This is a genomic window from Butyrivibrio sp. LC3010 (assembly GCF_000424385.1).
GTDB lineage: Bacteria > Bacillota > Clostridia > Lachnospirales > Lachnospiraceae > Butyrivibrio.
The window spans coordinates 87,676-101,744 of record NZ_KE384179.1; the positions used below are offsets into that span (position 1 = coordinate 87,676).

A 14,069-nucleotide genomic window follows, 5' to 3' on the forward strand; every position below is an offset into this window, starting at 1 on the left:
ATTTTCCTCTTTCTACCATACCTACCGGGTACAGTTTTATTATATTGAAAAAGCTCTGTGTTTATTCAGAGCCATTTCTTGCTGGATAAATATTAAGGATTAGAATTTTCCTTTGCCGTGGCACTTCTTATACTTTTTACCACTTCCACACGGACAGGGATCGTTAGGATAAACCTTGTTCTCCTTGCGAACTGTCTGAGAAGCCTTCTGCTCCTTGTAGAGTTCCTTCTGCTTCTCCTCAGAGAAGATATCATTCCACTCTTCAAGACCATAGAGCCAGTCAGCACCTGCAGCTACCATGTTCTTGTAAAGAAGTTCCTTGTCGAAACCAAGCTGAACCTCTGTGTCCTCTTCCATCTCTTCGATAGGATTCTGCTCCTTAAGTGAATCATTGATTCCATCAAGGAAACCTGTCATTGTCATTACATCAATGCTATATTTGTCAGCCAGTTCCTTAACTGTGCCCTTAACTACCTCATCAGGATTCTTAAGAAGGATCGAGTAGATTTCCTTTTCCTTCTGAAAATAATCTGTCCAAAGTTTCTGCAGCTGAGCTCTATCAGCTTTCTCTGAATAAGCCATATCACGCCACTGTTGTAATAATGCCATAATGTAACCTCACTTCCAATAATTAGTATTTCTATATGCACATGATTCTCATGTCGCAATCCATCATATTATATTATCTTTTTAGGTTAATGTAAATTGTAGATACAATAAACTCTAACTCCTTGTACTTCACAGTAAATTCTTTTCTAATCTGCTTAATTGTGATATCATTATTACGATTTAAACGGGGGTTCTTATGGCAGACATTAATAAACCTAAAAAACACAGACATAAAAGGCATTATACTTTTATGATAATATCAGGAGATTCCGATGGAAGCAGCGGAAGTATCCATCTTGGCCATATTGCCACACAGGTGCTGGCATTTTCTATTTTTGCCGTGTTTGTAGCACTAGTCTGTTTTCTTGTAAATTCAGCGATCACAGTTTCATCATTAAAAAAATATACAGCGGAGCAGGAAGCCAGAATTCTTGAACTTGATGAGGAAAACAAGACTCTTACAAAATCCAATTCCGAACTGCAGAATGAAGTCACTCAGCTTAGTCAGGCGCTCAATCAGAAGGTTGAAGCAGAGGCTCAAAGCGCAGCAGAGGCTGAGCAGCTGAGTATTCCCTCACAGCTTCCTATTTCAGGTACTGCATCCATGATCAGCACATATGATGATCCCGGATCTTCTGAGATTGCTATAGCCGGCATTATAGATGCAGATGGAAATGCTATTGATCAGTCAGAAAATGCAGAAAACAATGACGAAAACGGTGAAGAAAATGCTGAGAACACAGAAGAAAATACCGACGAAGCCACAGAACCTGTCGATGTTTCAACTTTAGATCCTATTCTTCTTCTGACAACCGAGGAAGGTTCTACAATCATTGCTTCAGGTGCAGGAACCGTAACTTCTGTAGCCGGAGATATTAAATACGGCAACAGTGTGACCATTGATCACGGAAATGGCTATATTTCAATTTACAGAAATTCCGGTGAAAGCCTTGTTCACGAAGGTGACACCGTCGTTAAAGGAGCTACACTGTTTGTAGTCGGAAGTGATAATACCAAGCTTGGATATCAGATCAAAAAAGACGGGGTTTTCATTAACCCTGAAGAACTTGTTCAGATAAATGGATGATTAAAATAATGTGCTTATAGGGAGGAACCATCATGACGAAGTCATGATTTGGAATGTTCCGACCGACAGGGCAGGATTACGAAGTAATCGTGCCAATACATATTGAGGAGGAACCATCATGACGAAGTCATGATTCGGAATGGTTCCGACCGATAGGGCAGGATTACGAAGTAATCGTGCCAATACACAAAGAGGAGGAGTAAGATGGCACTATTTAATAATGCAAAAGATGGAACACTTGATGTTTCCGCAGAACCAATAACATCTTTCATCGCTGCAGGGGCAATTGTGGATGGTCCCTTCACCGCCAAGGAGAGTACCAGAGTAGACGGTACGATAAACGGAAATGTATCCGTCAACGGTTCACTCATAGTTGGTCAGGAAGGAAAAATCACCGGCGCAGTTTCCGCCACTAATCTTTTTCTGGCAGGTGAAATACAGGGCAATGTAAGTGCCGGCACCGGAAAAGTTGAGATCAGTGACACAGGCAAGCTTATAGGTGATCTTACAGCAAAAACTCTTGTAATTGATGAAAATGCAGTTTTCCAGGGACAATGTAATATGACAGCTGAAAAGACCTCTGCTGAAACTGCAAAAGAACGAGCTGCTGCAAACTAATTGTATTTCAGTTTTTTGTACGTCAAAATCCCCATGATTGTAATCACATTACCAATCATGGGGTTCTTTTTATCAGTTAAATATATCAACTAAATGTTCTCTAAAAAATTCTAAGAAAAATTATGGATCGCACTAAAAATCAGCTTTCCTTCATTCTCTGGAAAACCAGAGCGTATCCATCATCTCCATAATTCAAAGAACGATTCACTCTGCTTATAGTGGCAGTTGATGCTCCTGTCTTCTCTGCTATTTCAAGGTATGTCTTATGCTTTCTGAGCATTGCTGCTACTTCAAATCTCTGAGAAAGTGACATTAATTCATTAACCGTACACAAATCCTCAAAAAAGCTATAGCACTCCTCTTTATTATCAAGTGACAGAATCGCTTCAAATAAATGATCCACCGCTTCTGTACGAATTTTTTTGTTCATGTATCCCTCCACTACTCAATTGAGTTATAATCAACCAAGTATCCAAATTAACTTAATTTCGTCAATTTACTTTACTGCTTGCATATTTTAACACACTAAACAATTAAAGTAAAGTAACAGGGACCTTCATTTAGATGAATTGTGAATTAATTCGCGAATATTTTAATAATTTCTTTACTTTTAAGTTTCCTTATGATATGCTAACTATGTTGTTTTAATACAACATATCGTCAATAGAAGTACTCATTTGACGATTAGAACTATTTTTTATTTTTTAGTGGAGGTAAGCTATGAACAAGGGTACAGTTAAGTGGTTCAACAACCAGAAGGGTTACGGCTTCATTTCTGATGAGGCAGGCAATGATGTATTCGTACATTATTCAGGACTCAACATGGAGGGCTTCAAGTCTCTCGACGAAGGCGCTGCAGTTGATTACGATGTAATCCAGGGCGAAAAAGGACCTCAGGCCGTTAACGTAAACAAGCTTTGATTAACGGACAATCATTTTAATCAAGACTACAATGTGCCTTATTCTTTATATATAGAATCAGCAAGTGTACAAATGATTAATCACTTAACCCATCCGGAAACGGATGGGTTTTCTGATATTTAAAAACTGATCAGATCCGCAGAACACTCCCATTTCTTTGAGAGGATCTGACCAACACAATTCCCCTTTTCCGAAGGAAAACAAAAGCCTGTCAAATATTGAAAAATTATCAAAAATCAACACGTAAAAAATTCGAATAGCGCACAACTAATTTACCAAAATTTTATACTTAATTAATTGTTATACCAAACACGTTTTGCTAAGCTGAATGTGTGTCATAATTTCTTATGGAGGTGTAACAATGCAAAAACGAACAGGTTCTTTATTGTATGCTCTAATCGGTGTCATAGCAGGTGCAGTTATCCTGACCGGCATCATCATTGAGTTATTCACAATTAACAGTACAATTGCAACCACCAAGGAACAGACTGCTGCTTATAGAGAAAGACTTATGCAGGATCAGCAATCTGAGCTTAGAAACCAGGTTCAAAATGTTGTAAGTCTTGTTGAACAGGTAGATAAAGCGCACCTTGCAGGTGCTTTTTCAGAAGAAGACGCAAAGAGAATCGCTGCTGATTATGTTCGTGAACTTCGTTTCATGGACGGCGACGGATATTTCTGGGTTGATACTTCAGATGGTACAAACGTGGTTCTTCTTGGCCGCGATGCAGAAGGTACTAACCGTCTTGAACAGCACGATCCTAATGGCGTATACATGATAAAGGATTTCATTGCTAACGCAAAGGCAGGCGGCGGATTTTCATATTTCAGTTTCCCGAAACCGAACGAAACCGAGCCCCTTCCCAAGATGGGTTACACAATGCTGTATGAGCCCTTTGATTGGGTTATTGGTACAGGTGTCTGGATTGATCACATCGACAGTCTTGAAGCGGTATACAAAGAACACGCTGATGAAGCCCTCAGGAACTCTATTATTAAATCCCTCATCGTTCTTGTAGTTCTTATTATATGCGGGATTATAGTAGCCTTCTACATTGGTAAGAAAATCACTACTCCTATCGTGCTTGTAGCTAAAGAAATGGAGCACATGGCAAACAGCGACTTCAGTGACAATGCCGATATGAAGAAGGTTAGACCTCTTAAGAAAACTAATAACGAAATTGGCCTTATTTCCGATGCTCTCGATCTTCTTCACTCAAATATCAGAGAGCTGATGGCTAAGATTTCTGACACTACCGCTTATGTTGCATCCGCATCTGAGGAGCTTTCAGCAAGTGCTTCCCAGTCAGCTGAAGCAAGTGAAATGGTTGCAAACTCCTGCACAAACGTTGCAAACTCCTGTAGCGGCCAGATTACAGCTGTATCAGGTGCAAGTGATGAAACTCAGGCATTTGTAAATAATATGCAGGAATTCCAGGATGCAATTGTAGCTTCCAGCGAAATGATACAGGCAACCAACGAAGCAGCAACAAAGGGCGCTTCTGACATGAATCGTGCAACAACCATGATGGAAACCATCAAAGATTCTGTTGAAAATACAGCTACCATGGTTGAAGGACTGGGCGACAAGCTTAAAAATATTGATTCCTTCGTTGATACTATCGCTGAAATCGCAAGTCAGACCAATCTCCTTTCTCTAAATGCCAGCATTGAAGCTGCCCGTGCAGGAGAAATGGGTAAAGGATTTGCAGTTGTTGCAAGTGAGATCAGCAAACTGGCTGATCAGTCAAATGAAGCTGCAAACAATATCACAGTTCTTATTGAAGACATAATGAAGAGCTCTGAAGAAGCAGTTGACTCCATGAAAGAAGGTGCACAGAGCGTTCTTGAAGGCTCTGAAGTCGTTAATGAGGCCGGTAATACCTTCAATGAAATTGTTAACAAGGTTCATTCCGTTTCCGAGCAGAGTGCTCGCATGAGCGAAATTGTTGACCAGCTATCCGGCGGTACAGAGACAATTGCTAATAACATTCAGAAGATTGAAGAAATGAGCGTAAGTGTTGCAGATGAGACTCAGAATGTATCAGCAGCATCCCAGCAGCAGACAGCTTCCACCCATGAGGTTGCAGAAGCTTCCGATCGTCTTGCTGAAAACGCACAGGAACTTCAGGAATTTGTAGCCAGGTTCTCACTATAAGAGAACATACTCCATAGAAAGTGCAAATTATAGCCCCCGAAATGTATATATTCCCGTTTTTCTAAGGAAAACAGGAATCTATACATTTCGGGGGCGTAATTTTGCGTTCAATTGCTATAGTAATCGCCAAATATTTCTGCTGATTACTTTAGATCGCCTTCGGATGATTGCAGGTTTAATAGGAAAACATGCCTCTACTCTAATTCATTTACTATTTCATCTATAGAAATCGTACCGCCAAATATATCCAATGCGCTGCCAACTGTCACATCCAGCTTTCCTTCGCCGCATCTCTTAAGTTCTTCTATATCCTGAAGGTTATGCACTCCTCCGGCGTAGGTCATTGGTATCTTTCCCCAGTTTCCAAGTAACCCTGCAAGCTCATTTTCGATTCCTGACTGTTTGCCTTCAACATCAACCGCATGAACAAGAAATTCATCACAGTAGAATGAAAACTCATCAAGAATGTCTGCATTCACTTCTACTTCTGTCATCTTCTGCCATCTGTCTGTAACAATGTAATATTTCCCATCCTCAGTACTTTTACGGCAGCTAAGATCCAGCACCAGATGTTCTTTTCCGGTCTCACTAACAAGTTTCCTCAGATTTTCATAATTCACTTTTCCATCTTTAAAAACATAGCTCGTCACAATCACATGTGAAGCACCTGCAGCTAAATACTGCGCAGCATTTTCAGCAGTTACACCGCCACCAACCTGAAGACATCCCGGAGTCTGTCTAAGAGCCATATAAGCCTGATTTACCGATGCTTCATAGTAGGGACTATCATTTGCATTAAGGATAATAATATGCCCTCCATAAAGCCCCTTATCCTTATACATTTTTGCATAAAAGGCTGCGTCCTGAGTAGCCACGAAATTCTCTGCAGCAACATCACCGGCATCACGCAGACTACTTCCTACTATCTGTTTAACCTGTCCATTATGTATATCTATACACGGCCTGAATCTCATATTTACCTCTTTTATACACTAATGTTCTGCTAAAAAATGCTCCAGCACTAAGCATGGAGCATTTTAATAATTCATTATATGATATACGAATTGCTCCGTTTCTTCGAAACTCTTGCAATTCTACAAATATTCGGAAACCGCTAATTTACTGCGTAAATTGCTAATTCCTCATATTTGTTCGGGTCATAAAGTCAAAATGCTTAACATGCAAGCATGTACGCATTTTTGACTTTTGACACCTATATCATTATATTACATCACTCATGTCGTACATTCCTGCTTCTTTTCCTGCAAGGAACTTAGCGGCTTCAATTGCGCCCTTTGCGAAAACTGATCTTGAATATGCTCTGTGAGAAAGAGTTATAACCTCATCCATTCCGGCAAAGATAACATCATGATCACCTACAATCGTGCCACCGCGAACAGCTGAAATTCCGATTTCCTTCTTAGGACGCTTCATACGTCTGTCACTTCTGTCATAAACGTACTCACATTTTTCAGATAATGATTCGTTTACGCTGTCAGCAAGTGCAAGAGCTGTTCCGCTGGGCGCGTCCAGCTTTTGATTGTGGTGCTTCTCAACTATTTCTATATCGAAGCCTGCCGCATCCAGTACAGGAGAAATCTCCTTTAATACCTTCATAAGCATGTTTATTCCAACTGACATATTTGCTGACTTAAGGATTGCAGTCTTCTCAGATGCCTTATTAACCTCTTCAAGCTGCTCCTTAGACAATCCTGTGGTACATAATACAACAGGGAGTTTTTTTTCAGCACAGGCCTTAAGAAGCCCGTCAATAGCTGATGCATTAGAAAAATCTATAACCACATCTGCATCTACATCACATTTATCAATTGAATCAAATACGGGAAAACTGTAATTATTCTCGCCGTAAGCGTCAATTCCTGCCACTATTTCTATATTGTCATCATTTGCTGCAAGGTCAACAATAACATGCCCCATTCGGCCGTTACAGCCGTGCATTATCGCTTTTGTCATTCCCATTCTCCTTTATTCTTTCATCTGCGTCCAAGAATACACCGGCACATTTACCAAAATAGCCAAGTCACTATTTCCGAATCATGGAATTCTCTTATCGCTAAATTTCTAATTACATACCAAGAAATTTCTTAAGCTCTCTCTCAAGTACCACTCTGTTCTCCTCTGTGATAGTTGTAAGAGGAAGACGAAGCGGACCTGCCTTGAAGCCTATCATCTCAAGAGCTGCCTTTACAGGAATAGGATTAACCTCTGAGAAGAGCGCATCTATAAGAGGAAGTGCCTCAAGCTGTATCTTAGCTGCACCCTTGAAATCGCCATCAAGTGCCTTCTGGCACATCTCATGTGTCTTAGCAGGAGCTACGTTTGAAAGGACTGAAATTACTCCAAGTCCGCCAAGAGACATGATTGGAACAACAAGACCATCCTCACCTGAGTAAAGATCAACTGCTCCATCAGCAAGCTGCATCATCTTGGTGGTCTGAGCAAGATTGCCCACAGCATCCTTAATTCCAACAATGTTATCAACCTCTTTGCAGAGCTTAACTACAGTAGCAGGCTGAATATTGCAGCCTGTACGACTAGGCACATTGTAAAGAATGATCGGAACATCAACTGCCTTGGCAATAGCTGTAAAATGCTGAACAAGACCATCCTGAGTTGCCTTGTTATAGTATGGAGTTACTGAAAGAATACCATCAGCGCCTGCCTTAGCAGCATCAACAGACAGATCAATAGCCGTTTTTGTGCAATTTGATCCGGCACCGGCAATTACAGGAACTCTCTTATTTACATAATCAATGCAGAATCTTGAAACCTCCATGTGCTCTTCTTCGGTCATGGTAGCACTTTCACCTGTCGTTCCGCATACAATAATGGCATCTGTTCCATTATCAATCTGGAAATCGATCAGTCTCTTGAACTCATCATAATTGACCGATCCATCCTCATAAAATGGTGTAGCAATAGCAACACCTGCACCCTTAAAAACTGCCATAATATTTCTCCTCAATATTATTTATAAAAAACTTTTACTAACTTTGCTCAAATAAAGAAGCTAACTCATCACTCGGAGAGTTAGCTTCACAAAATCGCCATTGATTCTATTAGCTGATAGCTCCCCATCTTGCGATGACAGTCATGCAATTATTCACTGCATGCCCAGGTACAAGCCTCACAGGATGGCTCATCCTTCGGCGTATTGTCCTTTCCGAATCCCTCTCCTGCGCCTGTCGCATCAGAATCCGTACTGATAGAATACGCAACCTCTATCTAAATCTTATAAAAGAATAGCACTAGTACACTAAAGTGTCAACGTGATAAATCAACACTAGCTTTCACTGCACTTATTTCATTCCCTCCCAAAATCTATCGTGCTCAGTGAATCTTACGGTATCATCCTCAGAAATCTCAGCCTTTGGCTTCTTTTCCTTGGTCCCTGTCTGTTCCATCTGAAGTTCATCCTCTGAAGGGGAATTGTACAAACCTTTGTGTTCCCCGAAAATCTTATCTATAATAGCCATGACAGTTACCTCCTAAAAATAGATTCTTTACTACATCTCTTCTTATAGATAATCATTCTCTCTACTCTGTTTTCTTATCCTAATTATACCAAAATCGCAGCTAAAAAGGAATAAATCTACTGTCTTATTCAGTATAAAAGTGAAACATAGCGGTAAATAAGTGCACCTTGCAGGGACAGCTATTGTTCCTGCTTTTGTTATTTGGTATTTGTAAGATAAGAGAAATGTGTAGTTCTTCATACTTAGTAAAAATAATGGCTTGTCGAAAAAAGGAGACGATGTTTATGAAAAATGTAGTTGAAATTCAAAATCTCACAAAAAGCTACGGCAAAAACAGGGGTGTTATCGATGTTTCCCTGACTATAGAGGAAGGTGATATATTCGGATTTATTGGTCCAAACGGAGCGGGTAAATCCACCACTATAAGGTCTATGCTGGGTTTTCTTAAGATAAATAGCGGAAGCATAAAAATTCTTGAAATGGACAGCGTCAAAGATCATGAAAAGATTCTTGAAAATGTGGGATATATGCCCTCTGAGAGTTGGTTCTACACCTCAATGAAGGTGAAGGATGTCATAAAGTATGCTGCAGATGTCAGAAAAATGGACTGTAGCGCAGAAGCTGAGAAATTATGTGAGAGACTAAAGGTTGATGTGAACAAACGGATAAAAGAACTGTCTTATGGAAATCGTAAGAAAGTCAGCATAGTTTGCGCCATGCAGCACAGACCCAGGCTTTTCATTTTTGATGAACCGACAGGCGGCCTTGATCCGCTTATGCAAAGGACGTTTTTTAATCTCATTGATGAATATGTAAATGAAGGTGCAACCTGCCTCTTATCAACTCACGTGCTATCTGAAGTGAATAAATATTGCAGACATGGAGCAATCATGCGGGAGGGAAGGTTATCAATGCTGGATTCTGTGCTGATTGACGAGGATGAATTTATCAGATTCTATGAGGAATGAACTGTCATGACTAAGTCATGATTTGGAATGGTTCCGACCGATATGTCAGGATTACGGAATAATCGTACTAATACATATTTTACAAGGAGTGAATATTATGAGAACAATTTTATTAAGAGAAATAAAACTGAATTTTAAAAGCTTTCTTATATGGTCATTATCAGTAGGGCTCATGGGGCTTGCCTGCATACTTCTTTATCAGAGTATGGAAGGTGATATGAAGGATATGGCGGATATGTTTTCCAATATGGGAGCGTTTTCCGACGCATTTGGCATGAGCACACTTAGCATAGCTACTTTGAAGGGATATTTTGCCACAGAGGTTGGTACTGTCCATGGACTTGGAGGTGCCATGTTCGCTGCGATTCTGGCAATTGATATATTGTCAAAAGAAGAGGACAAGCATACAGGAGAATTTCTGTTTTCACTTCCTGTATCAAGAAGCAAAGTAGTCGCCGCAAAGGGAATATGCGTGGCAGTACTGCTGGTACTTTTTACAATTATCTGCGCATTATTCTATGTTGCAGGATTTGTCTATCTGAAAGAAGAACTGCCTCTTAAGGAATTCACCTCCTTTATGCTCAGACAGCTTCTAATGAATATTGAAATTGCTGCCCTCTGTTTTGGAATATCAGCGGTTTCAGGAAAAAGTAAAATGGGCATGGGACTTGGAATTGCACTTGTTTTCTATGTATATGATCTGATAGGACGCGTGGTTCCTGACCTTAAGGATTATCTTTTTATAGGGCCCTATGCATATGCTAACGCTTCTGAAATTTTCTCAGGAGTAGAGACCGATGCTATGGCATTTGTGACAGCAGTTATGGTGATACTTTGCGCCACCATTTTTGCATTCATATTTTATGATAAAAGAGATCTGGCAAGCTGATTAATTAGCGGCAGTTCCCTCATAAAAATTCCAACCGGGAATTTTATGATAATTTAATAAACAGCACATCGAAAATATTGGATAATTATATACAAGATAGTGATTACTTAACCGTAGCTGTTTTCGTGGATTATCCTGGAGGGAATGCATGCATCATAACAGAAGCAGTTTCTTAGTTGATGGAGATAATAAAAAACAGGTTTTATCGGATCGCGAGCTATTAACCGGGCTGTTTTTTCGCCTGCTACCCTACCAGATCCTTCTTATAGTTATCAATGCCATAAATGGTATAGTGGATACCCTCTATGCCAGCAATGTTTTGGGCAAATCTGCCATGATTGCAATTGGACTATATGCGCCAATTACTCATTTTCTATATGCAGCCAGCATTATGTTGGTTGGAGGCTCGCAGATTCTCTATGGAAGATACATAGCAGTAAAAAGAGAATCAGTAAACAGTGTATTTACAATCGATATTATTCTGTCTGTTATTTTGTCCATTGTAACATCTTTGATTATGATTATTACTGCAGTCACAGGAGCAACGCGGATTGTTGTTGACACTGAGCCCGATCTTTCAATGTTTAACCTGTACCTTATCGGGCAGTCTATAGGAATTCCGGCACTGGTTCTGGGACAGCAGCTCTTTGCATTTTTATCTTTGGAAAATCAGTCAAAAAGAACTATGATTGCAAGTATATCCTGCTTTGTTATGAATGCTATCCTTAACCACTTGTTTGTAGTAATTTTGCCCATTGGGATTTTTGGGCTGGCATTAAGTACATCCCTTTCATACTGGACATTTTTACTGATTCAGGCCCAGTATTATTTTGCAGGAAAATCAGAGTGGAGATTCGATTTCAAAATCTGTAACTGGCAGGATGGAAAAGATATCGCCCGTCTCGGGGTGCCCGGTGCCATTTCCCGTTTAGTTGAGACCCTCCGCTGTGTTATTGTAAATTACCTGATTATTGCTTATGTAGGAACAGTAGGGATTTCATCCTTTGCTGCTTCTAACTCTGTTATGGCAATTTTCTGGCCGGTTGTCTTTGGAATGATGGCGGTTTCAAGAATGCTGTACAGCATTAGCGTGGGTGAAAAAGACAGAAGGTCTCTGATCGACACCATGTATATCAGTACTGTAAAAGGTATGTTGGTAATCTTCGCAGTCATAGCGTTTATTGTACTTTTTGCAAAGCCGCTTACCTTCTTATTCTATCAGGATCCTCAGGATCCGGTATTTGGAATGACTGTTATGGGCTTAAGACTTCTGCCATTCTGCATGATTCTTTCTCTTGTATGCACGCAATTTACCTGCTACGCACAGACAATTGAACGAAAAAACCTGGCGGTAGTTCTCCCTACAACAGATGGAATGATCGGAGTTGTATGCTGGAGCCTTATTTTAATCCCATTATTTAAAATGAATGGCTTATACATAGCCAATATTTTAAATGGTGTAATTTGCACCGCAATTATTGTGATTGCTGCCTGCATTTGTTTAAAGAGATTCCCCCGTAACTTAGAGGATCTCATGGCTATCCCGGAAGACTTTGGCGCCGGTGATTCAGACAGACTTGATATAACTGTTCACGACATGGATGAAGTTGTCAGTATTTCAGAGAAAATTGTGGATTTTTGTAAGGATCATGGAATTGATCAGAGAAGATCCTTCCTTGCAGGACTTAGTATGGAAGAGATGGCAGGAAATGTGGTAGCACATGGCTTTACCAAGGATAACAAAAAACATTCCATCGATTTAAGAGTGGTTTGTGACGATAAAGAGATAATTCTAAGATGCCGTGACAACTGCAGAGCTTTTAATCCCTCGGATCGATATAAAGTCAATGAACAGGACGAAGTCGGTAAAAATGTTGGAATAAGACTTGTTTATAAAATAGCAAAAGAAGTTTCCTATCAGAACCTCTTAGGATTAAATGTATTGACCATAAAAATATAAGTATTACAAGTCAAAGAGAGCTGTTTCCTGTCACCATGATCTGTTCCATATGGCAGAGCATAAATATACCGCTATTATTTGTTTTTATGCTCCGACTGGAAAAGGCGAAGATCCTCGTTCAGGCGTTTATCATCGATTGTTCTCTTGGATTTATAAATCAAGAAGACGCACAAATACACTATGATAATGTAGGCGGCAAATAATGCTGTAACCAGAAGGCTTTTGTCAAACCATGAAAACAGGTATGAAGTAATGCAATAAATGGCCGTACAAATTGCCGTTCCTATGCAGACTTTAGCGCCAAATTCATCAGCTTCATCAAAATTCCATAGCATATAAACCTGCAAATATCCTATGATGTAGCAGGTAAAAATCATCTCCGTCATATGGAGAATATCCGCAACGAAACTTCCACCGATCATACGATATACACAATAGAAAAACAGTATCGCAAAGAAATACAGACACGCCTTGAATTCAATACCAATCTCTTTTGTAAGATAAAGCTCCCACAGGGTAACTCTGTTTTTATCTTTCATTTATCTGTCCCCCTTTAGTATTCTTCGAAACTCTACAGCATATCGCCTTGATATCAAAATATGCTCGCCGCCCTCCATAGTTGCATCAATACGGTTTGATGACATACTTTTAAGAGCTTTGACCTTTGCAATATTGATCACCATAGACTTACTGCACCTGAAAAAATTATCGTCCGTTACGCTATTCAAAAATGAATACAAAGAACCATCAATTTTTATAACCTTATCCATGGTATATGCAAAAACCTTATCATCTACCGTCTCAAGGTACAGCACATCCGATAGATTAACGTTCTCGCTTCCAAGATCCGTTCTCCCCCACAATCTGCTATCTTCCCTTCCGAGTATTTCAATAATCCGGCTCACAATGGGGTTAGGCTCTTTATAGCGTATGGTAAGGCTCTCTTCACCATTTATTATCTTTTGAATATCAATTTTCATTTGTTCCCCTGTATTCACGTTTTCTTCATACCTTTGCCCGGTTAAATTATGTAATATTAAAGGTAAAATACCAAGCAGTAAGACATCTTTACATGATAGCTTCAACACTATATTTCTTCTTACCGATGATACACAACTTTGCCCTGTTTCTCCGGATTTCTCGCGATTCATTCATTAATTAGATTATAACGCATAGCTATTTATAATTGGGTAATTAAATGGCTAAGTGTTGTGAAAGTACCTCAGATACGAATAGAAAATATAAATCCCTAAATAATGTTTTCTGCTTTACACGCCATGCAGTCTAATCACATGCTTATTCTTTATAGACTCCCTCTGCGGGATCTTCCTTCTGCCTGCCTTTCAGTCTATTCGCGTACTT

15 protein-coding genes and 1 riboswitch are annotated in these 14,069 nt (G+C 39.8%); of the genes, 7 read left to right on the forward strand and 8 right to left on the reverse strand.

Features of this window, described 5'->3' with window-relative positions; all coding sequences use genetic code 11:
* Positions 1-99: 99 nt before the first annotated feature.
* Positions 100-609, reverse strand: a complete 510-nt coding sequence (locus tag G622_RS0120160) for an SEC-C metal-binding domain-containing protein (protein WP_026512143.1) — start codon at positions 607-609, stop codon at positions 100-102.
* A 196-nt stretch (positions 610-805) separates the two neighbouring features.
* On the opposite strand from G622_RS0120160, the gene G622_RS0120165 reads away from it, so the two are divergent.
* The gene (locus G622_RS0120165; RefSeq protein ID WP_026512144.1) at positions 806-1,696 is read left to right on the forward strand and encodes a peptidoglycan DD-metalloendopeptidase family protein; all 891 of its coding nucleotides are present in this window, start codon (positions 806-808) and stop codon (positions 1,694-1,696) included.
* Positions 1,697-1,900: 204 nt separating this feature from the next.
* Entirely contained in the window at positions 1,901-2,314 is a 414-nt protein-coding gene (locus G622_RS23995; RefSeq protein WP_049945990.1) for a bactofilin family protein, read from the forward strand.
* A gap of 139 nt (positions 2,315-2,453) precedes the next feature.
* Here G622_RS23995 and G622_RS0120175 read toward each other — a convergent pair whose 3' ends face one another.
* Positions 2,454-2,744, reverse strand: a complete 291-nt coding sequence (locus G622_RS0120175; protein ID WP_026512145.1) for a YerC/YecD family TrpR-related protein — start codon at positions 2,742-2,744, stop codon at positions 2,454-2,456.
* Between the two features lie 290 nt (positions 2,745-3,034).
* On the opposite strand from G622_RS0120175, the gene G622_RS0120180 reads away from it, so the two are divergent.
* Both G622_RS0120180 and G622_RS0120185 read left to right on the forward strand, forming a co-directional pair.
* Entirely contained in the window at positions 3,035-3,235 is a 201-nt protein-coding gene (locus G622_RS0120180) for a cold-shock protein (RefSeq protein ID WP_022761586.1), read from the forward strand.
* A gap of 361 nt (positions 3,236-3,596) precedes the next feature.
* Entirely contained in the window at positions 3,597-5,393 is a 1,797-nt protein-coding gene (locus G622_RS0120185) for a methyl-accepting chemotaxis protein (RefSeq protein ID WP_026512146.1), read from the forward strand.
* A gap of 194 nt (positions 5,394-5,587) precedes the next feature.
* On the opposite strand, the gene hisA is transcribed toward G622_RS0120185, so the two are convergent.
* From hisA to G622_RS26050, 4 genes are all read right to left on the reverse strand, one after another.
* Positions 5,588-6,367: a phosphoribosylformimino-5-aminoimidazole carboxamide ribotide isomerase gene (gene hisA / locus G622_RS0120190; RefSeq protein WP_026512147.1), complete on the reverse strand. Its 780-nt coding sequence runs from the start codon at positions 6,365-6,367 to the stop codon at positions 5,588-5,590.
* Positions 6,368-6,614: 247 nt separating this feature from the next.
* Positions 6,615-7,367: a 4-hydroxy-tetrahydrodipicolinate reductase gene (gene dapB / locus G622_RS0120195; protein WP_026512148.1), complete on the reverse strand. Its 753-nt coding sequence runs from the start codon at positions 7,365-7,367 to the stop codon at positions 6,615-6,617.
* A gap of 112 nt (positions 7,368-7,479) precedes the next feature.
* A complete protein-coding gene (dapA, locus tag G622_RS0120200) occupies positions 7,480-8,364 on the reverse strand; it encodes a 4-hydroxy-tetrahydrodipicolinate synthase (protein WP_026512149.1) in 885 nt (294 codons plus the stop codon).
* A 109-nt stretch (positions 8,365-8,473) separates the two neighbouring features.
* A riboswitch (Lysine riboswitch) is annotated at positions 8,474-8,646 on the reverse strand.
* Positions 8,647-8,713: 67 nt separating this feature from the next.
* Positions 8,714-8,890, reverse strand: a complete 177-nt coding sequence (locus tag G622_RS26050; protein ID WP_155831576.1) for a hypothetical protein — start codon at positions 8,888-8,890, stop codon at positions 8,714-8,716.
* A 284-nt stretch (positions 8,891-9,174) separates the two neighbouring features.
* On the opposite strand from G622_RS26050, the gene G622_RS24000 reads away from it, so the two are divergent.
* From G622_RS24000 to G622_RS0120220, 3 genes are all read left to right on the forward strand, one after another.
* A complete protein-coding gene (locus tag G622_RS24000; protein ID WP_044915271.1) occupies positions 9,175-9,858 on the forward strand; it encodes an ABC transporter ATP-binding protein in 684 nt (227 codons plus the stop codon).
* Between the two features lie 97 nt (positions 9,859-9,955).
* Positions 9,956-10,747 (forward strand): ABC transporter permease subunit, encoded by a 792-nt coding sequence (locus G622_RS0120215; RefSeq protein WP_026512150.1) that lies wholly within the window; start codon positions 9,956-9,958, stop codon positions 10,745-10,747.
* A gap of 148 nt (positions 10,748-10,895) precedes the next feature.
* On the forward strand, positions 10,896-12,707 hold the full coding sequence (locus G622_RS0120220) for an MATE family efflux transporter (RefSeq protein WP_026512151.1): 1,812 nt from the start codon (positions 10,896-10,898) through the stop codon (positions 12,705-12,707).
* A gap of 74 nt (positions 12,708-12,781) precedes the next feature.
* On the opposite strand, the gene G622_RS0120225 is transcribed toward G622_RS0120220, so the two are convergent.
* Together G622_RS0120225 and G622_RS0120230 are read right to left on the reverse strand one after the other, a co-directional pair.
* A complete protein-coding gene (locus G622_RS0120225) occupies positions 12,782-13,246 on the reverse strand; it encodes a DUF3021 family protein (RefSeq protein WP_026512152.1) in 465 nt (154 codons plus the stop codon).
* Positions 13,247-13,687, reverse strand: a complete 441-nt coding sequence (locus G622_RS0120230) for a LytTR family DNA-binding domain-containing protein (protein ID WP_026512153.1) — start codon at positions 13,685-13,687, stop codon at positions 13,247-13,249.
* Positions 13,688-14,069 lie beyond the last annotated feature (382 nt).